General features: G+C 49.0%; 19 protein-coding genes. 12 read left to right on the top strand and 7 right to left on the bottom strand.

Annotation, left to right across the window (positions count from 1 at the left end):
- The first annotated feature begins 122 nt into the window (after positions 1 to 122).
- The 8 genes from KNQ06_RS01480 (at position 123) to KNQ06_RS01515 (ending at position 8,535) form a co-directional block, all read left to right on the top strand.
- Positions 123 to 626: a PTS sugar transporter subunit IIA gene (locus KNQ06_RS01480; protein ID WP_035396161.1), complete on the top strand. Its 504-nt coding sequence runs from the start codon at positions 123 to 125 to the stop codon at positions 624 to 626.
- Between the two features lie 158 nt (positions 627 to 784).
- Positions 785 to 1,546: an ABC transporter ATP-binding protein gene (locus tag KNQ06_RS01485; RefSeq protein ID WP_214723972.1), complete on the top strand. Its 762-nt coding sequence runs from the start codon at positions 785 to 787 to the stop codon at positions 1,544 to 1,546.
- Positions 1,533 to 3,449 (top strand): ABC transporter permease, encoded by a 1,917-nt coding sequence (locus tag KNQ06_RS01490; RefSeq protein WP_215147180.1) that lies wholly within the window; start codon positions 1,533 to 1,535, stop codon positions 3,447 to 3,449. Before KNQ06_RS01485 ends, KNQ06_RS01490 begins: the two co-directional genes overlap by 14 nt.
- A gap of 96 nt (positions 3,450 to 3,545) precedes the next feature.
- Positions 3,546 to 4,232 (top strand): response regulator transcription factor, encoded by a 687-nt coding sequence (locus KNQ06_RS01495; RefSeq protein WP_047393119.1) that lies wholly within the window; start codon positions 3,546 to 3,548, stop codon positions 4,230 to 4,232.
- The gene (locus KNQ06_RS01500) at positions 4,229 to 5,221 is read left to right on the top strand and encodes a sensor histidine kinase (RefSeq protein ID WP_215147182.1); all 993 of its coding nucleotides are present in this window, start codon (positions 4,229 to 4,231) and stop codon (positions 5,219 to 5,221) included. Before KNQ06_RS01495 ends, KNQ06_RS01500 begins: the two co-directional genes overlap by 4 nt.
- Positions 5,214 to 5,978: an ABC transporter ATP-binding protein gene (locus KNQ06_RS01505; protein ID WP_064299373.1), complete on the top strand. Its 765-nt coding sequence runs from the start codon at positions 5,214 to 5,216 to the stop codon at positions 5,976 to 5,978. Before KNQ06_RS01500 ends, KNQ06_RS01505 begins: the two co-directional genes overlap by 8 nt.
- Positions 5,944 to 7,875: an ABC transporter permease gene (locus tag KNQ06_RS01510; RefSeq protein ID WP_215147183.1), complete on the top strand. Its 1,932-nt coding sequence runs from the start codon at positions 5,944 to 5,946 to the stop codon at positions 7,873 to 7,875. The genes KNQ06_RS01505 and KNQ06_RS01510 overlap by 35 nt, the downstream gene beginning before the upstream one ends.
- A gap of 30 nt (positions 7,876 to 7,905) precedes the next feature.
- A complete protein-coding gene (locus KNQ06_RS01515; protein ID WP_029342558.1) occupies positions 7,906 to 8,535 on the top strand; it encodes a helix-turn-helix domain-containing protein in 630 nt (209 codons plus the stop codon).
- A gap of 48 nt (positions 8,536 to 8,583) precedes the next feature.
- Here the strand turns inward: KNQ06_RS01515 and KNQ06_RS01520 are convergent, their stop codons facing one another.
- The 3 genes from KNQ06_RS01520 to KNQ06_RS01530 form a co-directional block, all read right to left on the bottom strand.
- A complete protein-coding gene (locus tag KNQ06_RS01520) occupies positions 8,584 to 9,012 on the bottom strand; it encodes a hypothetical protein (protein ID WP_029342557.1) in 429 nt (142 codons plus the stop codon).
- A 66-nt stretch (positions 9,013 to 9,078) separates the two neighbouring features.
- Positions 9,079 to 10,278, bottom strand: a complete 1,200-nt coding sequence (locus KNQ06_RS01525; protein ID WP_023469317.1) for an ABC transporter permease — start codon at positions 10,276 to 10,278, stop codon at positions 9,079 to 9,081.
- Entirely contained in the window at positions 10,268 to 11,161 is an 894-nt protein-coding gene (locus KNQ06_RS01530; RefSeq protein WP_064299374.1) for an ABC transporter ATP-binding protein, read from the bottom strand. The genes KNQ06_RS01525 and KNQ06_RS01530 overlap by 11 nt, the downstream gene beginning before the upstream one ends.
- 177 nt (positions 11,162 to 11,338) lie before the next feature.
- Between KNQ06_RS01530 and KNQ06_RS01535 the strand changes: the two genes are divergently transcribed.
- Positions 11,339 to 12,277 (top strand): VOC family protein, encoded by a 939-nt coding sequence (locus KNQ06_RS01535; protein ID WP_214858271.1) that lies wholly within the window; start codon positions 11,339 to 11,341, stop codon positions 12,275 to 12,277.
- A complete protein-coding gene (locus KNQ06_RS01540; RefSeq protein WP_214805444.1) occupies positions 12,274 to 12,870 on the top strand; it encodes an alpha/beta hydrolase in 597 nt (198 codons plus the stop codon). The genes KNQ06_RS01535 and KNQ06_RS01540 overlap by 4 nt, the downstream gene beginning before the upstream one ends.
- 60 nt (positions 12,871 to 12,930) lie before the next feature.
- Here the strand turns inward: KNQ06_RS01540 and KNQ06_RS01545 are convergent, their stop codons facing one another.
- Both KNQ06_RS01545 and KNQ06_RS01550 read right to left on the bottom strand, forming a co-directional pair.
- Positions 12,931 to 13,398, bottom strand: coding sequence for a hypothetical protein (locus tag KNQ06_RS01545; protein ID WP_023469313.1), 468 nt, complete (start codon positions 13,396 to 13,398; stop codon positions 12,931 to 12,933).
- Between the two features lie 332 nt (positions 13,399 to 13,730).
- Positions 13,731 to 14,471, bottom strand: a complete 741-nt coding sequence (locus KNQ06_RS01550) for an SGNH/GDSL hydrolase family protein (protein ID WP_050678748.1) — start codon at positions 14,469 to 14,471, stop codon at positions 13,731 to 13,733.
- Between the two features lie 42 nt (positions 14,472 to 14,513).
- On the opposite strand from KNQ06_RS01550, the gene KNQ06_RS01555 reads away from it, so the two are divergent.
- The gene (locus KNQ06_RS01555) at positions 14,514 to 15,575 is read left to right on the top strand and encodes an acyltransferase family protein (protein ID WP_064299377.1); all 1,062 of its coding nucleotides are present in this window, start codon (positions 14,514 to 14,516) and stop codon (positions 15,573 to 15,575) included.
- A gap of 57 nt (positions 15,576 to 15,632) precedes the next feature.
- On the top strand, positions 15,633 to 15,965 hold the full coding sequence (locus KNQ06_RS01560; RefSeq protein WP_029342549.1) for an Asp23/Gls24 family envelope stress response protein: 333 nt from the start codon (positions 15,633 to 15,635) through the stop codon (positions 15,963 to 15,965).
- Between the two features lie 38 nt (positions 15,966 to 16,003).
- Here the strand turns inward: KNQ06_RS01560 and KNQ06_RS01565 are convergent, their stop codons facing one another.
- Entirely contained in the window at positions 16,004 to 16,765 is a 762-nt protein-coding gene (locus tag KNQ06_RS01565) for an SLAP domain-containing protein (RefSeq protein ID WP_215147185.1), read from the bottom strand.
- The gene (gene secA2, locus KNQ06_RS01570; protein ID WP_215147187.1) at positions 16,749 to 19,112 is read right to left on the bottom strand and encodes an accessory Sec system translocase SecA2; all 2,364 of its coding nucleotides are present in this window, start codon (positions 19,110 to 19,112) and stop codon (positions 16,749 to 16,751) included. Before secA2 ends, KNQ06_RS01565 begins: the two co-directional genes overlap by 17 nt.
- Positions 19,113 to 19,223 lie beyond the last annotated feature (111 nt).

Raw genomic sequence — 19,223 nt, forward strand, 5'->3', positions numbered from 1 at the left:
CCAGAGGGACAAACGTATGCTTTTTGTGAGAACGTGAGCGAGCTGTCTGACAGCTTACTCCTATAAAAAATCGAAACTTCCATTCGGAAGAAAAACGATCGAGAAAGTAGAGGGATAGTATCATGGGATTCTTAAAAAAATTGTTTGGTGGTAACGACGCAGGAAACGCGAAAATCGCTTCTGCACTTACAGGTAAAATCGTCAACATCGAGAACGTACCCGATCAAGTTTTCTCTCAAAAAATGATGGGCGACGGTGTCGCGATCGAGCCGACAGAAGGTAAAGTTGTTTCGCCGATCAACGCAACGGTTGAAACGATCTTCCCAACAAAACACGCAATCGGTCTAAAAGGTGAAGATGGTCTTGAACTGTTGATCCACGTTGGTCTTGATACAGTTAACCTTAAAGGTGAAGGCTTCACGGCTCACGTCCAGTCAGGTGACAAAGTCAAAGCAGGAGACGTCCTCGTCGAGTTCGACCTTGACTACATCCGTGCGAACGCACCATCGACGATCACACCGATCATCGTGACGAACCACGATCAATTCACGCTTTCAGCTGTACCAGCTGAAGGAACTTCTGTTGTCGCAGGCGACACAGAGCTCTTCAAAGCAACACATAAATAAGATACGATACGCCTCCATTCCTTGCGGATGGGGGCTTTTTTTGTCGTCTCCTCCCGTGTCTTACCGTTTTGTAAGAGAAGTGAAAGCAAAGTCCATTTTGAGAAAAGCAGGGAAGGACTAGACTGAGTGTAACGAATCAAACACAGGAGGCAATACAGATGAAAGCAATCTTACAAGCAGAACAGATTTCAAAAACGTATCAAACGAAAACAGCGCGCCACGAAGCACTGCGTCCGACGACGCTCCGTGTCCACGAAGGAGAGTTCGTCAGTATCATGGGGCCATCCGGTGCCGGGAAATCGACATTACTCAATCTGCTGTCGACGATCGATCAGCCGACGGACGGCTCGATTTTAATCAACGGAGCAGACGTGACAGCGATGAAGGAAAAACAATTAGCCCGTTTCCGTCGGGAGCAACTCGGCTTTATCTTCCAGGACTTCAATCTCCTCGATACGATGACGGTTCGAGAAAATATCGCCTTACCGCTATCACTCGCGAACGTCGATAAAAAGATGATCTTAGAACGTGTCGATCGTGTGGCGCGTCAACTTGGTATCCACGACTTACTCGATAAACGTCCCGTCGAACTATCAGGTGGACAAAAACAACGGACGGCTGCCGCTCGCGCCATCATTCATGATCCGTCGCTCATTTTAGCCGACGAGCCGACCGGTGCGCTTGACTCGAAGTCGGCAACAGGATTGCTCGAAGCGATGCAAGCGCTCAACGACGAAGGCGCGACGATTTTAATGGTAACGCATGACCCGATGACAGCGTCTTATGCGGAACGGATTCTGTTCGTCAAGGATGGAGAGCTGTTCAAGGAAGTCCATCGCTTCGGTTCGCAGAAGGAATTCTTCGAGCAGATCATGGAAGTCCAACGCGAACTCGGAGGTGCCGTCCGTGAGCTTGTCTAAACTGGCGTTTCAAAATTTGAAGAACATCCGTCAAAACGTGATGTACCTCGGTGCCGTCACGTTTGCGATTCTTATTTACTACACGTTCCTCGCGATTCGATCGAATGAAGCGATGCTTCAGGCGAACGAATTGTACGGGAAACTGGGAACGGTCTTTACGGGAGCAAGTGTCATTTTAGCGCTTTTCTCTGCCATCTTCATCTGGTATTCAAGTGACTTCTTCTTACGCCGCCGTAAGAAGGAAATCGGACTTTATGCATTGCTTGGTTTAGAGCGAGGGCAGATTGCTCGCCTGATTTTCCTTGAGACGATGGGGTACGGAGTGATTGGTCTGATCCTCGGAATTGCGATCGGTACCGTCGCTTCGAAGTACTTCGTGCAGTTGCTGGCTTCCGTCATGGCGATGCAAGTCGATGCGACCTTTACGATCAGCGGAGCTTCTGTCATGCAGACGATCGGTGTCTTCCTGTTGATTTTCTTGATCATTGCTTTACGTTCTGCTCGGACGATTTATCGTTTTACATTAATTGAACTGTTCAAGGCAGAACAACAAGCGGAATCGCTTCCGAAAGTGCATCCGATTTTAGCCGTGCTTTCCGTCATCTTGATCGGTGTCGGATATTATTTAACGGGACAACCGTTGATGGATCACTTTACGATCGTTGCCCCGCTCTTGATGCTCTGCGTCATTCTCGGGACATTCGGAACGATGAGTTACTTCACGATCTTCTTATTGCGCGTCTTAAGTAATCAAGCGCGGCACTTCAAAGGAACGAATTTGATTCTGCACGGACAATTGTTGTCACGAATCAAATCGAATGCCGTCATGCTGTCGACGATTACGGTCATCACTGCCGTGACATTGACGACGGTCGGTACAGCGACATCGATCTATTATTTCATCGATCAGACTGTTGAGGAGCAAGTTCCGTACAGTCTATCGATTGCGAGTAAACAAGCAGAAGCGGAACAGCTAATTGCCAAGTCCGACCAGAAAATCGACAGCCGGACGATGGTCAACGTCAAGAACGTTGACCATGAGATGACCGATCTGCCGAATCCTCTGACGTTTACACGTTACTACGCGACGTATGCGTATGAAGACCAGCCGGGACAATTCAGCTACGTCAACTATTCGGACTACGTCAAGCTCGCGAAAGCGAACGGGAAAACGGTCATCAAAGAACCGAAACAAGGTGAAGCGATCGTCCTTGAGACATTCAAAGGAAACGATTTGTTGAAGATGAAAGTCAAATCACCGGTCGGTGTTGAAATCAAGGATGTTCATGAGTCCTTTCGCATCACCGCTGCGACGAATCTACCAATCGCTCAACTTTATGAGAAACAGCGGCTCGCCTTCGTCGTAAACGATGATGCGTTCGCGAAGATGCCGGAAAAAGGTTTCACGCTGACGAATTATCAGTTCTCGGATGAACGTCATGATGATGGATTGATGAAACAGTTGACACAACTATATGGAAAACAAGCAGACACGGAGATGGCGGCTTATTATCCTGTCTACGCGATGACGACGGCAACGACCGGCTTACTCGCGTTTGCTGCCGGCTTCCTCGGTCTCGTATTCTTGCTTGCGACGGGTTCGATCATCTACTTCAAGATGCTCGCGGAAGCAGAAGAATCGAAACAACGGTTTGCCATCATCCAGAAGATCGGTGTCGATGAGAAGGAACAGACGGGCATCATCCGGCGCCTTGTCGGATTCGTCTTCTCCTTACCGTACGTGCTCGGACTCGTTCATAGTTTAGTTGCGATGCAAGTCTTGCAGAAACTGTTGAACTACAACATCGTTCGTCCGACATTACTTGCGATTGTTTGTTATACGATCGTCTATCTGATCTACTATATCGTCACGGTTCGTGCGTACCGCCGCATCGTCACGTGATGAACTAAATAGGGTACACAGAACTGGAAACGGAATAATCGTTTCCAGTCCTTTTTGAGTTCGTTATGATAAAGGGAGAAGGAGTTGATAGGAACGATGCATACGATTTTATTAGTCGAAGATGATATGAAGATTGCTACATTATTGAAAGAACTACTCGAACGCTATGATTTTAGAGTCGTCGTTGAAGATGGACGAGGAGATGTCGTCGCGGTCTATGAAGAGACGAATCCGGACGTCATTCTATTAGATGTCAATTTGCCGAAGTTTGACGGTTTTTATTGGTGCCGGCAATTGCGGATGAAGACACGGGCGCCGATCCTCTTCATCTCGGCACGGGTCGGGGAGATGGATCAAGTCATGGCGCTCGAATACGGAGCGGATGATTACATCGTCAAACCATTCCAAGGAGCGGTCGTCATCGCGAAGATTAAAAGTCAGATTCGCCGGGCCTATGGCACGCTGTCGAACGAGACGGATGAGCGGACAGTGACGAAAGAAGGGGTCACGCTGTACTTGGACCGTTATATCGTCGAGTACGGGGAACAGTCGATCGAGCTGTCAAAAAAAGAGGGACTGATTCTTGAAATGCTGCTGACGGCAAGTCCACGAATCGTCAGTCGTGGCGATTTACTCGAACGGATTTGGGATGACGAAGCATTCGTCGATGAGAATACGTTGAACGTCAATATCACGCGTGTCCGTAAACGGCTTGCCGAGATCGGTGTCGCTGGACTTGAGACGGTGCGAGGCGTCGGTTATAAACTGGTCCTTGAACCATGAAGCTCTTTTTACGGCACGCGATACCAGGTATCATCTTCTTTACTGGACAAATGCTGATTTTATATGCCGTCTTATGGCTCTATGATCTTTATCGCCCAGCAGCCTTCTTTTATATCGTGCTCTTGAACAGTATCGGTCTCTTGATTTATCTCAGTTATCGTTTCTTCAGCATGCTTCCGTTGCTACGACGGATGCAACAGCCGGTCCAGTCGGTCGCAGAACCGATTCGCAGTGATAGTGAAGAACCGATTTCCGTTGCCGTCGAACAATTTTTAGAGCGACAACAGACCTTGTTTCGAAACAGTCTGTTTGCTGAACGACGAAAGGAAAAGGAACGCCATCGGTATGTCGACCAATGGATTCACCAGATGAAGACACCGTTGTCCGTCATCGAGCTGATCCTCGAACATCCAGGAGAACAGTATCAGGCCGATTTACGGCAAGAAGTCGATCGATTGCGCAGTGGACTCGACCAGATGCTCTATTCGTCACGTTTAGAAGCGATCGAGACAGATTTGAAGGCAGAACAATTGGCACTGAAGCCGCTCGTCACGAGCATCATCAATCAAGAAAAACGATTATTCGTCAAAAATCAGGTTTTTCCGAAACTCGATATCGCTGAAGACGTGTACGTCTACACGGATGCGAAGTGGTTTCGCTTCCTCATCCTACAGCTCGTGACGAACGCCATCAAGTACACGACGGGGCATGGTCGAGAAGTCGTTCTGACGGCAGAGGTGACAAAGGGGCAAGTCGTCCTTTCGGTTCAAGACGACGGTGTCGGGATTCCAAGACGAGACGTACCACGTGTCTTTAATGCGTTCTTCACTGGCGAAAACGGACGACGTTACGGGGAATCGACCGGAATGGGATTGTATTTCGTCCAGCAAGTCTGCTTGAAGCTCGGGCATGAGATTGAACTCGAGAGTGAAGAAGGGGTCGGTACGACATGCCGGATTCGATTAGTAGGAGGTCGCGCACATGATTGAGGTCAAACAATTAGGGAAAGTCTATCCCGGAAAGGTGACGGAACAACCGCTGACGGATGTGAATTTCCGAGTCGAAGAAGGTGAGATGGTCGCGGTCATGGGACCGTCCGGTAGTGGGAAATCGACGCTGATTAACTTGCTTGCGACTCTCGACGAACCGAGTTGGGGATCGATTCTGATTGACGGCGTCGACACAGCGACGTTCAAACGAAAAGAGATGACACGTTTCCGACGCGAGACGCTCGGCATCATCTTTCAGGAATTCAATTTACTCGATTCGTTGACGCTCGGTGAGAACATGCTCGTCCCGTTGATGCTGTCAGGGAAAAAAGCAAAGCTCGCGCGGGAAGAGATGGAAGAGTTGGCGCGTCGTCTACAAATTGATGATCTGCTTGATAAACAGGTCGATGAGGTCAGTGGTGGACAACGGCAACGGACAGCGATCGGTCGCGCCTTGATCCATACACCACGTCTGATGCTTGCGGATGAACCGACGGGAGCACTCGACTTCCAAGCGACGAAACACGTCATGGATGTCCTAGCCGAGTTAAACGCGACGGGCATGACGATGGTCATCGTGACCCACGATCCGCAAGTCGCGTCGTATTGTAATCATGTCTTATTCCTAAAAGACGGTAGTATTCAAACGGAGTTGTTCCGCGATGAACCACGCCGTGTCTTTTTCCAACGGGTCATCGAATCGCTATCGTTGTTAGGAGGGGATGAGCATCAATTATCTGCAATACGCCCTACGTAACATCCGGCGTTATCAGCGGTTGTATTATGGCTATGCCTTGACGATCATCATCGCGATGACGATCGTGACAAGTTATTGGAACTTGTTGACGAATGGATCATTCCAAAACGTCGCTAAAATCCTCAGTCAATTGAACCAAGTCATCGAGATGACGATCTTCTTCGTCTTCATCGCGGAGCTGATCATCCTTTTCTTTAGTGTCTTGTTCATTTATTCGACGACCTATACGATGCTTGAGCACCGTAAGAACGATTTACGGACGATGCGCACGCTCGGCAGTGGACTGTCACACTTCTTAAAGTATTTCTTAATTGAAGTCTTGATCGTTGGTGGTTTAGCCATCACTGCGGGAATGATTTTAGGTAATGTCTTGACGAAGATGCTGTTGCTGTCCGTTGTCAAAGTCATGTTCTTACCAGCAATCGAATTCGAATTATCCTTTTATGCGATTCTTGCTTTAATCGGTGGCGCCTTCCTTGTTTTGCTGACGGCAACGGTCCTTGCGATCTACCGATTTCGTCCCGATCGACCGACTCGTTCCCGTTCGCTATTTCGAAAACGAGTCTGGATTCTGACGCAAATCGGAGCGTTACTTCTGTTGATCTATGGTTATGCCTTAGCATTTGTTCGGACGGAAGGATTTTATATATTTTTCCCACTTGTCATCTTCATCGGATCGTTTTTTATTTGTCGATATGTCTTACCATGGTTGACCAAGTTATATCGACCACGTCGCTTGTCGCTGCGGAAACTGATCGTCTCGGAAATCGCCAATCAATTGCGAACGAATAGTACGCTCATTGCCCTCGGAACGATTCTGACATCGTGTGCGCTAACGGCAGTCGGACTAGTCTTCTTGTTTCAATTGATCGGACTCGACTTATCATCCCAAAATCAATTCGGTCTCGTCTATTACGAAGAATCCGCTCAACCGACGAAACGATTGAAGGATATCAAGCAGACGATGACGGAGGCATTCCCGGATCGCTATCAGCAGGATATCCAAGTGAAGGCAGAAGGAACACGCGTCCTCCTACCGATCTCGTCGTACAACAAGATGATGCGGCAACTGGATCTTAAGGAGCGGACAGCGACGGGACGACAAACTTTCTTTGTACCAGCACGTCCGGTACAACTCGAAGAGAACACACCGACGATGAAAAAAGCGAAACAGGCGATGGAGAAAGCCGACTTTGAATTACTTCCCGCTGCTTCTCACGATTTAATATTTGGTTACAATTATCAAATCGAGACGATCTTCGTCGTCAGTGATGCCGTCTTTCAGATACTCAAGCAACCCGTCCGGCAAATCGTCGTCTTCGATACGCCAGCCTACCATGATTACGGAACGAAGGACTGGAAACAGTGGATGAAAATCGTCCGCAACATCCAGTCGGCAGCAAAGCTCGATGAGAAGCAACCGGTGCCCTATCAATTGATCAATGAGACGGAAGATGAGATCGACGGGATCCGAATCGTACGACTCGTCACGTTCGTCGTCGTTCTCCTGACGATCTGGTTGTTCGTCATCAATGCCAGTTTTTTGCATGTGTGGATGCAGATGACGGCGGAACAGGAACAAAAGCGGATGAAGACGTTGTTTGCACTAGGGTTCGGTTCCGGGAACATCCGCTGCTACTTATTAATGAAGTATGGCGCTGTTCTGCTCATTCCGTATCTGATTTCTGTCTTTCATGCCTTTTTATTGTTCCAAGTCGTCGTCACACAAGCCGGACTACAGACGGGATCATTTCTTAACTTAGCTGTATTTTGGATCAGTATCGTCACGGTCGGGTACTTCTTGAGTGTCCTACCGATTTGGTTGCGTTACCCACGGCATCTGTTCCGGAATTCATCCGAAAGTTCGATGTATCCGACACCGGATTCAAGGGTATGATGATACCATAGGAATAAGGGAGGGAATCGTATGCTAGACCATTCACCATATCGGGGTTACGGTGACCGGATTCGTATTTTACGGGAGCGTGCCGGGATTACGATCGAACAGTTGGCTGAACGACTCGGCGTCGCACCATACTTCATCCGCCGGACGGAGCTCAGCGAAGTCTATCCAACCAAACCCTACATCGAAGCATTGGCGGACGTCTTGAACATCGACGCTAGTTATTTGGCACGGCATATCTGGACGGGGGAGTCATTGAAGTTCATCATGCAGCAGAACACACCGCTCGAAGAGATGAAGCTTGCTTATGAACAGACGCTCGGACAAGATGGAACGTGGGTCGAGGAACAGCTCGAAGAGCGAATGCGCCTGTTTGATTTAATGTATGATGAGGACGTCAAACGGATCGAGCAGACGATGAGTGCGACCGAGCAACGGATCTTCCATGAGCTCGTCGAAGCCGTGATGGAAGCAGGGGAATTGCAACGCGATCAAGCGGAAGAGACGTATGAGTTGTTCGAGGATAAATTACCATCGATGATGCAACTCGATGAATATCTCGATCGCATGACGGACGGTGTTTCTTTATCCAGTTCGACCTATTATGCGGATTACAGCGACCGGAAAAGTCGTTCCCGCTACCATCGTAAATAAAAAAAGTCGCTGTCTTCTGATTGACGTTCAGAAGACAGCGACTTTTTATTAACGTTGTGGCATCGGGCGTGGACGACGCGTCTTTTGACGGATCCGACCGATGATGAAACCAATGATCGCATTTGCAATGACGAGTACCCAACCGACATAGCCGAAATTGAGAGTTAAGCTACCGAGCATCGCTTGCCATTTGAAAATCATCATCACATCACCACGCAAGACGAATCGCGCGATACAGACGAGTAAGACAGTCAGTCCGGCGATGAAGACACCGACCCAGCTTCCGTATAAACGAGAAGAATGGCGGCGCACCGCAACGAAGGACCAGCAAAAGAGGCTAGAGACGAACGCCATGCCTCCATAGGCAAGGACGAGTTCCCATGTCGCACTCGCTTGCGGGAATTTCGTGAACATGACAAGTGACGAGACCATGGCAGCAGCTGTGAAAAGGATCGCTGCCCAAAAACGAGACCGCATAACGTAGTTCCTCCTAAAGGCTTTTTCTCACCTAACGATAGCGGAAACGATTCGTCTTGTAAACTGTTACCGGCGACCGCTTAAGATCCGGCGCAACTGTTTGAGTGGATTCGATCCATAGAACAGAACACCACCCCGATAGAATTTTGTTCCGACGAATAAGGCAAGCGAGATGCTGATCAGCATCAAGATGAGCGAAATTGACACTTGCCATAGCGGTACATCGGTCAACATGACGCGCAGGAACATGACCATCGGTGTGAAGAACGGCACGAATGACAGGACGACGACAGCTTGGTTCGTCGGTGCATTCAGACTAAACATCGAAATCATGAAGGCAGCAACGATCAACAAGATGACCGGTAACGTCACTTGCTGCGCATCCTCGACCCGACTGACGAGCGAACCGAGTGCCGCGAGGAGCGTCGCGTACAGGAAGTATCCGAGTAGGAAGAAGACGAACAGATAAATGATCGTCCGAGCACTCAAGGAATCGAGTGATAACTGATCGAATAAACTGCTGTTTTGAGCACTGTAGTAGCCGACACCGACGAGGATCGATAATTGTACGAGACTGACCGTAGCGATCGAGAGGATCTTCGCTAGCATATGTTGAATCGGACTCGCTGCTGAAATCAGCAATTCCATGACGCGGGATGACTTTTCGTTCGCGATTTCCGTGACGATCATCCCACCGTAAATCGCAATCGTGAAGTACATCAAGAACAGCAACACATAGACGAGCGCCGAGGCAGCAAAGAGTTCATCCTCACTTTTCCCACCTGTCGACGTCAACTCCTGTTTGACAGGAACAGGTTCAGCGAGCGAAGCAAGGACGTTCGGATCGATTTCAGCATCCGTGATGACGGCTTGATCACGGACTTGTTTGACGACCGTTGCGACCTGTGTCTGTAATTCAGACTCAGGACTAGCACTGACGAGTGTCACGTCATACGAATCCTGAACGATTGCCACAGCATCGAATGTTCCGCGGTCGACTGCCTTTCGTGCTTGTGCGACCGTATATTCCTTCGTGGTGATGTCTGAAGTGACACCAGCCTTCTTCAAGGCCGGGCGAAGATCGGTCGACAATTCACTGACGAGAGCAACTTTCGGATCGTCACCAGAAAACCAGTCGAGAATCCGTTCGATGTTGCCGAAGCCGACGAGGAACAGGACCATCAGGACCGTCGAGATCAAAAAACTTTTAGCACGCAGTTTCTGTAGTAGATTGAAGCGATATAAAGTCAGAAATTTACGGTTCATAACGTTTGCCGACCTCCTCGATGAAGATATCCTGCAGGGATAACTGATCCCAGACGAAACGATCGACATGGTGTCCTTGACTGACGATATGTTGGAGAAGTTGATCAGCCGCTTCTTTTGAAGAGACTTGGACGATATGCCCATTGTTGTCTGACTCGACTTGTAGGACACCTGGCAAGCTATCCCACAGGAGTGGTGGAGCATCTGTCGTCAAGAGGACACGTGTTTTTCCGTATCCCGCCTTGATGTCAGGGAGATAGCCAGCAACGACGGGTTTTCCGTGATCGAGGATCGCGACGTGTTCGCAGAGTTCTTCGACATGATCCATCCGGTGACTTGAGAAGACGATCGTCGTTCCGTCGACGGTTAACTTTTTGACAGCACGTTTTAATTGTTCGGCGTTGACCGGATCGAGTCCACTGAATGGTTCATCTAAAATCAGCAGTTCAGGTTTATGTAGGACGGCAGAGATCAACTGAATTTTTTGTTGATTTCCTTTTGAGAGTTGTTCGACGCGCATTTTTTCATACTGCGGAATTTGGAAATAGTCGAGCCATTCCGTCAAGGCTCGTTTCGCATCCTTCCGTTTCATATCCCGGAGTTCTGCGAGGAACAAAAGTTGTTCATCGACGCGGACTTTTGGATACAGCCCTCGTTCTTCCGGAAGGTATCCAATCTTTGAAGTCGGGATGCGCTCTCCGTTCCAAGTGATCGATCCTTCAGTCGGTTGCAGTAGACCGAGCAGCATTCGGAACGTCGTCGTCTTCCCGGCACCGTTCGCACCAAGCAAACCAAAGATTTGCCCGCGCGGCACCTCAATCGTCAGAGCATCTACGGCCGTAAAATCGCCGAAACGCTTCGTGATGTGTTTGATTTCTAACATAAGAACCTCCTTTAAAGACGTCTGTTGCACGACAAGTGTATCATTGTTACTTAGTGTCCTACGGTCTAAATTGGATAAAGGTTCCAGAAAAAACGGGAAAAGGCTTATTAGTTTACTTTTTGTTCTTTAGTTACTATTATTGTGTTAATAGATACGACTGAAGGAGGAACGCATCATATGAAAACGCAAGGCATTCATCATATCTCAGCAATGGTCGGCGATCCACAAGAAAATCTCGATTTTTACGGAACCATTCTCGGACTAAGATTCGTCAAAAAAACGGTCAACTTCGATGATCCAGGAACATACCACTTCTATTTTGGAAATGAATCCGGGGCACCGGGAACGATCATCACGTTCTTTCCGTTTAAAGGCATGGCAAAAGGACAAGTCGGTGCCGGACAAGTCGGAACAACAGCTTACGCGATTCCGGTCGGGGCAGCAGATTTTTGGAAAGCGCGGCTGACAGAAAAAAACGTCTCGTTTGAAGAGACGGTTCGGTTCGGAGAGCAACAGATCGCCTTCGAAGATCCACATGGTCTCCAGATTGAACTCGTCGAACGTGAGGCAGGACCAGACAGTCGCTATGAAATCGACGGCATCACACGTGAGGTCGCGATCAAAGGATTCGCGGGAGCGACGTTACTATCAAGGGATCCATCAGACACAGCAAAATTACTGACAGACACATTCGGCCTGACACTCAGCAAACGGACGGAAACCGTTGACCGGTACATCGCAGAAGGCGAGTTCGGGAATGTCGTTGATGTCGTTCATGGTCAAATGCCAGTTGGTCGTCCGGGAACGGGAACGGTTCACCATATCGCGTGGCGGGCAACGGATCAAAAGGAACAACTCGACTGGATGAACGCCATCAACGCGTTCGGTTTGCTGACGACTGAAGTGAAGGACCGCAATTACTTTACATCGATCTACTTCCATGACCGCGGTCGGATCCTCCATGAAATTGCGACCGACAATCCAGGATTCGCAATCGATGAAGCGTTCGAGGTGCTCGGAGAAGACTTGAAGTTACCGGAACAATTCGAAGCACATCGCAGTGCAATCACAAATCATGTAACACCTATTACTGTACCGAAGGGGAGACTCGTATGATTCATTTATACCAAGCACCAAAAACAGCAGACGCACCGATCTTTTTATTCTTACATGGCACAGGCGGAACGGAACAAGATCTCGTCGGGCTCGTCTCGTTGCTCGATTCGGAAGCAGGCTACTTGTCCGTCCGCGGGGAAGTCTCGGAAAACGGGATGCCACGATTCTTCAAACGACTCGCAGAAGGCGTCTTCGATGAAGAAGACCTCGCTTTACGGACAGCACGTTTAATTCAGTTTTTACGTGACCAGGCAGCGGAGCGTGACTTCGCGCTCGATCGTCTGATTCCAGTCGGATACTCGAACGGGGCGAACATCGCGGCGAATATGTTGTTCGAAGAAGCTTTGTTCAAACAAGCGATTCTGTTGCACCCGATGGTACCGCGTCGTGGTGTGACGTTACCTGATTTATCGGATGTGCGCGTCTTCATTGGTGCCGGAAGCAATGATCCGATTTGTCCGGCTCAGGAAACGGAAGAGTTATCAGCACTCTTGAAACAAGCTGGTGCATCAGTCGACGTCACGTGGTCGAATTATGGTCACCAACTCGTCATGCCAACGATTGAAGCAGCAACGGATTGGCTGAAACAGTAAAAAAAGGGCTGTCCCATCTACTTCTTTCATAGAAGATGATGGGGCAGTCCTCTTTTTGTTTCAAGCAGGATGATCACTTTTTGGTCGAGAATAGACGATGAGCACACCACGCTCGACGAGCTGGAGGGCGAGCGTCTGTTTCACTTCTTCCGATGCTTTCGTCTTGGCAAGTTGTCTGTAGAGCAGGCGAAGTTCACGGCGCATCGTCTTGCGGATCAGCCACATGCTATCAATCGTCGTACACCAACCGGTCACGGTTTCGTGTCCGATGTAATACTGGGTCTGACGTTCAAGATAACGAATCCACCACTCGTCACGCGCCATTTTTAGTACGACACCTGTGAGGCCAAGTACAAGGATGGCGAGGGGAATGCTTTCATATAAAGGAAGACGACTAATAACAGTACCAACATTCGTGACGAGGGCAAGCATCCCCCATCCTATGCATCCGATGACAAGCCAATATCCAAAGTTGAGAGTACTTCGATGTCGTAACGTCACTTTCGGCGTAAGCAATGAAGTGGCCATCAGAAACACCTCCTTGTTAAATAATCGAATTTTCTGACAATTTGTAGTTGTCCTTCTACTATAGTTACTTTTTCCCGAATCGTCTAGTCATTAGACATGGAAAATGTGTTTCTTTCTTGACGAAATTCGTGTACGCTAAATGTAGAAGTGAGCGGTTACATAAAGGGGGATATAAAGAAATGATGGATCAAGTGATTTGGATTGCTGTCGGTATCGTTGCCGTTGCAGTTTTCTCAGCATCGAGCGTCGCAGCGTACATGGGTGTCAAAAACCAAGAAGACTAATAATCGAAAGCGGCTCATCCCGGAAATCGGGATGAGCCGCTTTTTCATTTAGTTATTTGCTGTCAAATCGGTTTTGAGCGCATAGGGTTTCAGCGCATCACTCCAGCGCAGGTAACCACCACCGACGAGATGGAGTCCATCGTACGTCATCCGATTTTGCAGGTACCCCTGTTTATTCGTCAAGACGGGTCGTAGATCAACGAATGGAACATCCACCGATTGAGCAAGGTTTTGTAAATTCCGGTTCAACGCTTCGACGTCCCGATTGATTCGGACGGAATCCGAATATTTCGGTGCGACAGGAACGGTTGACTGAATGACGACGTCGATGTTATTTTTTCGAAGTGTCGTCACAATCGTCGTCATGTTCTCAGTGATTTGCGGAATCGGTGTATAGTGACGAATATCATTGATACCGCCCATCAAGAAAACGCGTTTTGGTTTCATCTCAATGATCAAGTCGAGGCGAGTCAAAAAGCCTTCTGTCGTATCACCAGGAATCCCGAAATTCACGATCGTCGGGTCTTCCATCAAGATACGCCAATCGGCAAAATTCGTCATCGAGTCGCCTAACATGACAGCGTTCGCTGATTTTGGGTATTGATAAGTATGGAATAGACTATTCAGACGGACATAGTTCGGGTTCTTATCGTATTGGAAGGTCGTGACTGGAGTCGTACTCGTTGCAGGTAAGACGCTTTCGAATAGTTCGAGCGGTTTACGTCCCAGTAACAATGCAAGGAGAACGACGTTCAAGACGACAGATAGAATCAGGAGTGTCTTTTTCATAAACATTCGTTCCTTTCGAGGGAGTATAAGGGGTAGTGTAACATGAATCGGAATCCGTGGTTTGATAATATCAAAGGTTTTCTTGTCATTTTCGTCGTCATAGGTCACATGCTGACGGATTTACGGTTTGATTATGACGGAAAGTTGCTTGAGACGGTTTATCTGTTGATTTACTCGTTTCATATGCCATTATTCATTATTTTAAGCGGTTATTTCTTCCGCGAAAACAAGTATTTACGTGTCATCCAACTATTTGCCGTCTACTGTGTCTGGCAAATCTTAATTGGATCTTGGGCGACGCTTGGAGAAGGATTGCCGCTCTTTTCGGGTGAAAACATCGGTACGCATCTCCTACGTCCCTACTGGGCACTTTGGTATCTGTTCGTCATGGTCGTCTGGTATATCGTGACGCCGTATGTCGTTCACTTGCGTGGATATGTCTGGTTCGGTCTTGCCTTCGCCTTGCTGTATGGATTTGAACTCGAGAACACTGGATTCTTGGCACTTCGGAAGCTGATCATGTTCTATCCGTATTTCTTGCTCGGGAACTATCTATCGGAACACGAATTCATCCGCATCTTCGAGATGCCGAAGAACTTCAAGCGCCGAATGAACGTCCGCTTGATTGGTGGTGTGACGTTCGCAGCCGTCATGGGCTTCTTATTGTTCGAGGCGTGGCGTGACACACCGCAAGAGATCGTCGATTTCGCGAATGCCTTCAAGCATCGTTTCCCGTACGCTGAACAGTATGACAGTGACACGTGGATTGGGGTACTCAAGCATAGCGTCATCTATGTCTTGTCGATCGCGGCCTCGCTCGGTTTCATGATGTTGATCCCGATGCGTCGTCTTCCGCTCATCACACGAGCTGGGGAACTCAGCCTCTACGTCTATCTACTCCATGTCTTCTTCGTCATGGCGTGGCGTCAATATGTGACGGATGCATTCGTACCGCAACCGTGGCTCGCTTTACTGATCATGATTGGCGTCGCCTTGTTGATCGTTGGTATCATCATACACCCACTCGTCGTCCGTGTCCTCCGTCCTTTGATTGAGATTGACATTCGCCCGATCGTCGAGAAACGGGAAGACCTTTCAAAATAAGGCGGAATGCATTACACTTTAAGATAGATGGATTACTAGACGAAGGGCGTGGAAGGTATGTCATATAATTTAAATAATGCGGACGGTGTCGTGAACGTCTCGCAACAAGTCATCGAGGTCATCGCAGGGGTAGCTGTTCAAGAAACGGAAGGCATCGCCTTTACAGCAGATGATTCGAAACTGCAGGAAAAACAGATGGTCAAACTCGTAAAAGTCGAAGATGTCGGTGGCGACATCACGGTCAGTCTGTCCGTGCATATCAAATACGGCATGTCGATCATCAAGACAGCTGGAAAAGTCCAAGAACGGATTGCGCAAGACATGGAAAACATGCTTGCGTTCCAACCAAAAGCGATCAACGTCCGCGTCATCGGACTTTTAAAAGGATAAGTAAAACGTCTCGGCATCTTGTGTGCCGAGACGTTTTTTTAGGAAGAGGGAGGAAGATAACGGAGACCGAATGCAGGAACATCTGTTGCGGTGCAGGCGAAACGGAGACGAATCGCATGTTGGCTATGAGCGGGTAAGGACAATCCAGGATGGGTGACGTCTGCGAGTGGCGTCTCGTCATCCATCAATTCGAACGCCAGCGCCTCGAGCGTCAGTGTCTGATCGCTGGCATTACGGACGAGGACGGTCGCGGTCACAGTATCCGGCTCGCGCATGATCGAGACCGGTAAGAGAGACCAGCCATCTGCTGGAGGTGTCGGGTGCGAATAAGCGACTTGACGGATGATGCGTCGTTCCGATTCCGTGAAGTCGTCTTCGATGAACAGCTCGGTCAGCGTCTCACTTGAGAAGACGAGCTGCAATGGCTCCGTCAACTGCTCGAGGTCGACGAAACATTCGTCTTCTTCGAACGTCAACCAGAGCGGCAACGTCGCCATCGGGAGTATGACAGGAACTTCTTCGATACTGAGGACTTTCCGAGCGACGAGTTCGTCACCGGAGAGTGCAAGGACGACGAGATCATTCAGGTGGAACGACCGAGACAACGTATTTTGGAACAAGGCGATGACTTGAAGCGGACGGCGCGATAAGACTTGAAACAGATGGATCGCCATCTGATTGACCTGTAACTCAGGTAGTTGTTTCGCGACGTGACGAAAGACGTATTCGTCTTCCTTGACGATCGGCATGTCCTCCGTGAAATAGAGTGGGGGACGAAACACTTCATTCGACGTGTGCATGGTGCAGTTCTCCTTCGCTATCGTATGTCTGTTCGGCGCGGCAGATGCCAGAAAGGACCTGCTTTTCGAAACTCGCAATGGCATATTCGAAGTAATCCATGCCTTCTCGCTCAAAGATGCGGACTGGTTGCTCTTGTCCGTAACTCCGGAGGTGGATTCCTTCTTTTAAGCTGTTCATGGCTGTTAAGTGGCGCGTCCATTGCTCATCGAGTGCAAGGAGGATGAAGCGTTTGACGGTCTCTTTTTCAGCCGCAACATGGGCAACGAGCAAGGCTTCAGTGTCAGCAATCAGCGGTTCAAGTTGGCGTTTCATCTCGTCGATCGTTTCCAATCGTTCTAACGTGACCGGTTGATGCAACAGTTGCTCGAGTTCCGTCGTGACGAGAGCCAGCGGCCATTCTTCCGGGACGAGATCGTCAGAAAGCGTTTGGTCGATGATCGACGGCAAGACACGTCCGGCAAACGGTTGGACGATGTCTTCGAGTGACGTCGCATCAACGATTCTGTTGCGGAGATGATAGATTGCTTGCCGTTGTTCGCTGATGACTTCTTCGAGCTGGACGAGTTCATCTCGAACACTCCGATTGACGGATTCACACGTCGACTGAGCGAACTGCAATAGATCCCGAACGTCACGTGAAGCCAATGGACCGGAAGCATCCCGTACTTTTTGTTGCACGCGTGCGAGACGGTCGCGCGCGAAACGACGAGGCAGTTCATCTTCGAGTGAGAGATAAAATTGCGTCAATCCGGGATCGCCTTGGCGACCTGCCCGACCACGGAGTTGGTTATCGATCCGGATCGATTCATGGCGTTCCGTTCCGATGACGAACAAACCGCCTTGTTGTTGTGCCGTTTCATCAAGTAAGATATCCGTTCCGCGACCAGCCATGTTCGTGGCGATCGTGATTCGACCGGCTTGTCCGGCTGAAGCGATGATCCGGACTTCCTGATCGACGGTTTTTGCATTCAGGATCTCGTAGGTAAGTCCGTGTGCATCGAGTGTCTTCGCGACGCGCAAGGACTGTTCAATCGATGAAGTACCGATCAGAACCGGTCGTCCCGTGACGTGTGCCGATTTCGTCGCCAGCGCGATCGCTTCTAATTTTTCGTCACGCGTCGCAAAGATGACGTCCTCCGCATCGATCCGGATTTTCGGTCGATTCGATGGAATCGTCACGACATCCATCCCGTACGTCTTTTGAAACTCCTCCCGTGACGTCGCCGCTGTACCCGTCATTCCTGCCACCTGATGATAAAGACGGAAATAATGCTGAATCGTGATTTGTGCCGTCGTCCGGTTCTCTTCCGTGACGGGAACACCTTCTTTTGCTTCAAGTGCCTGATGTAACCCGTCGGATAGACTGCGTCCTTCCATCAGACGACCTGTGAAGAGGTCGACGAGCGCGATTTTTTGATCCTTGACGATATAGTCGACATCTCGCTTGAGGACGACATGGGCACGTAAGGCTTGAATGACGTAATGGAAAAGGACGGAGTGCTCAGCAGCGAACAGATGATCAATCGCAAACGCCTCCTCGATCGTCTCGATCCCATGGTCAGTCAAGGCGACCGCTTTAATCTCTTCGTCGAACGTATAATCCCGCTCGTCTTCGAATGTCTGGACGACATGACGGACGAGTTGCTGTAACCCTTCGTGGACACTGTCTCGTTCCGCCATGATGAGTGGCGTTTTCGCTTCATCGATTAAAATGCTATCGACTTCGTCGATCAAGGCGAAATGAAGAGGACGTTGCAGACGTTCCGTCGGCTCCATGATTAGATGATCGCGCAGGTAATCGAACCCGAATTCAGTCCCGACACCGTATGTAATGTCTGCAGCGTAGGCGATCCGTTTTTCCTCAAACGTAGCTTCAGCAGAATTGATTCCGACCTGTAACCCTAAAAATCGGTGAATCTGACCGATTTGCTCCGCATCACGTTGTGCCAGATACTCATTGACGGTAATGACGTGAACACCTTTTCCGTGAAGCGCCTGAGTGAAGCTCGCGAGTGAAGCAACGAGCGTCTTTCCTTCACCGGTCGCCATCTCGGCGATTTGTCCTTCCAGTAATGCCAGACCGCCCATGAGCTGTACGTCGTAATGCCGTAAGCCAAGCGTTCGTTTACTCGCTTCTCGGACAAGGGCGAATGCCATTGGTGTAATCGCATCGATTCGTTCTCCGGCTTGTAGCCGCTCACGTAATGAGGCGGTCAATTCACGTAACGCTTGATCGGATGTTTGTTCCATTTCTCGTTCTAGGCTATTGATCGTCGTTACGATTTTTTCATAACGATGAATTCTTCGACTTTGATCATTCAACAACTGTTTAACACGTTGAAACATCTTCGTCACTCCCTCATATGCTATGAGATTCATTATAGCAGTTAAAAAATGTAAAACGAATAGTAAAGAACGAAATAAGTAAAACATTCCCTTAAAATTGAAAGCGTTATC

The sequence above is a fragment of the Exiguobacterium sp. s91 genome (assembly GCF_018618915.1).
Classification (GTDB): domain Bacteria; phylum Bacillota; class Bacilli; order Exiguobacteriales; family Exiguobacteriaceae; genus Exiguobacterium_A; species Exiguobacterium_A abrahamii.

Coding starts and splice junctions, on each gene's coding strand:
- KNQ06_RS01480 (WP_035396161.1), top strand. CDS start 123: ATGGGATTCTTAAAAAAATTGTTTGGTGGTAACGACGCAGGAAACGCG.
- KNQ06_RS01485 (WP_214723972.1), top strand. CDS start 785: ATGAAAGCAATCTTACAAGCAGAACAGATTTCAAAAACGTATCAAACG.
- KNQ06_RS01495 (WP_047393119.1), top strand. CDS start 3,546: ATGCATACGATTTTATTAGTCGAAGATGATATGAAGATTGCTACATTA.
- KNQ06_RS01500 (WP_215147182.1), top strand. CDS start 4,229: ATGAAGCTCTTTTTACGGCACGCGATACCAGGTATCATCTTCTTTACT.
- KNQ06_RS01505 (WP_064299373.1), top strand. CDS start 5,214: ATGATTGAGGTCAAACAATTAGGGAAAGTCTATCCCGGAAAGGTGACG.
- KNQ06_RS01510 (WP_215147183.1), top strand. CDS start 5,944: ATGAGCATCAATTATCTGCAATACGCCCTACGTAACATCCGGCGTTAT.
- KNQ06_RS01515 (WP_029342558.1), top strand. CDS start 7,906: ATGCTAGACCATTCACCATATCGGGGTTACGGTGACCGGATTCGTATT.
- KNQ06_RS01520 (WP_029342557.1), bottom strand. CDS start 9,012: ATGCGGTCTCGTTTTTGGGCAGCGATCCTTTTCACAGCTGCTGCCATG.
- KNQ06_RS01525 (WP_023469317.1), bottom strand. CDS start 10,278: ATGAACCGTAAATTTCTGACTTTATATCGCTTCAATCTACTACAGAAA.
- KNQ06_RS01530 (WP_064299374.1), bottom strand. CDS start 11,161: ATGTTAGAAATCAAACACATCACGAAGCGTTTCGGCGATTTTACGGCC.
- KNQ06_RS01535 (WP_214858271.1), top strand. CDS start 11,339: ATGAAAACGCAAGGCATTCATCATATCTCAGCAATGGTCGGCGATCCA.
- KNQ06_RS01540 (WP_214805444.1), top strand. CDS start 12,274: ATGATTCATTTATACCAAGCACCAAAAACAGCAGACGCACCGATCTTT.
- KNQ06_RS01545 (WP_023469313.1), bottom strand. CDS start 13,398: ATGGCCACTTCATTGCTTACGCCGAAAGTGACGTTACGACATCGAAGT.
- KNQ06_RS01550 (WP_050678748.1), bottom strand. CDS start 14,471: ATGAAAAAGACACTCCTGATTCTATCTGTCGTCTTGAACGTCGTTCTC.
- KNQ06_RS01555 (WP_064299377.1), top strand. CDS start 14,514: ATGAATCGGAATCCGTGGTTTGATAATATCAAAGGTTTTCTTGTCATT.
- KNQ06_RS01560 (WP_029342549.1), top strand. CDS start 15,633: ATGTCATATAATTTAAATAATGCGGACGGTGTCGTGAACGTCTCGCAA.
- KNQ06_RS01565 (WP_215147185.1), bottom strand. CDS start 16,765: ATGCACACGTCGAATGAAGTGTTTCGTCCCCCACTCTATTTCACGGAG.
- secA2 (WP_215147187.1), bottom strand. CDS start 19,112: ATGTTTCAACGTGTTAAACAGTTGTTGAATGATCAAAGTCGAAGAATT.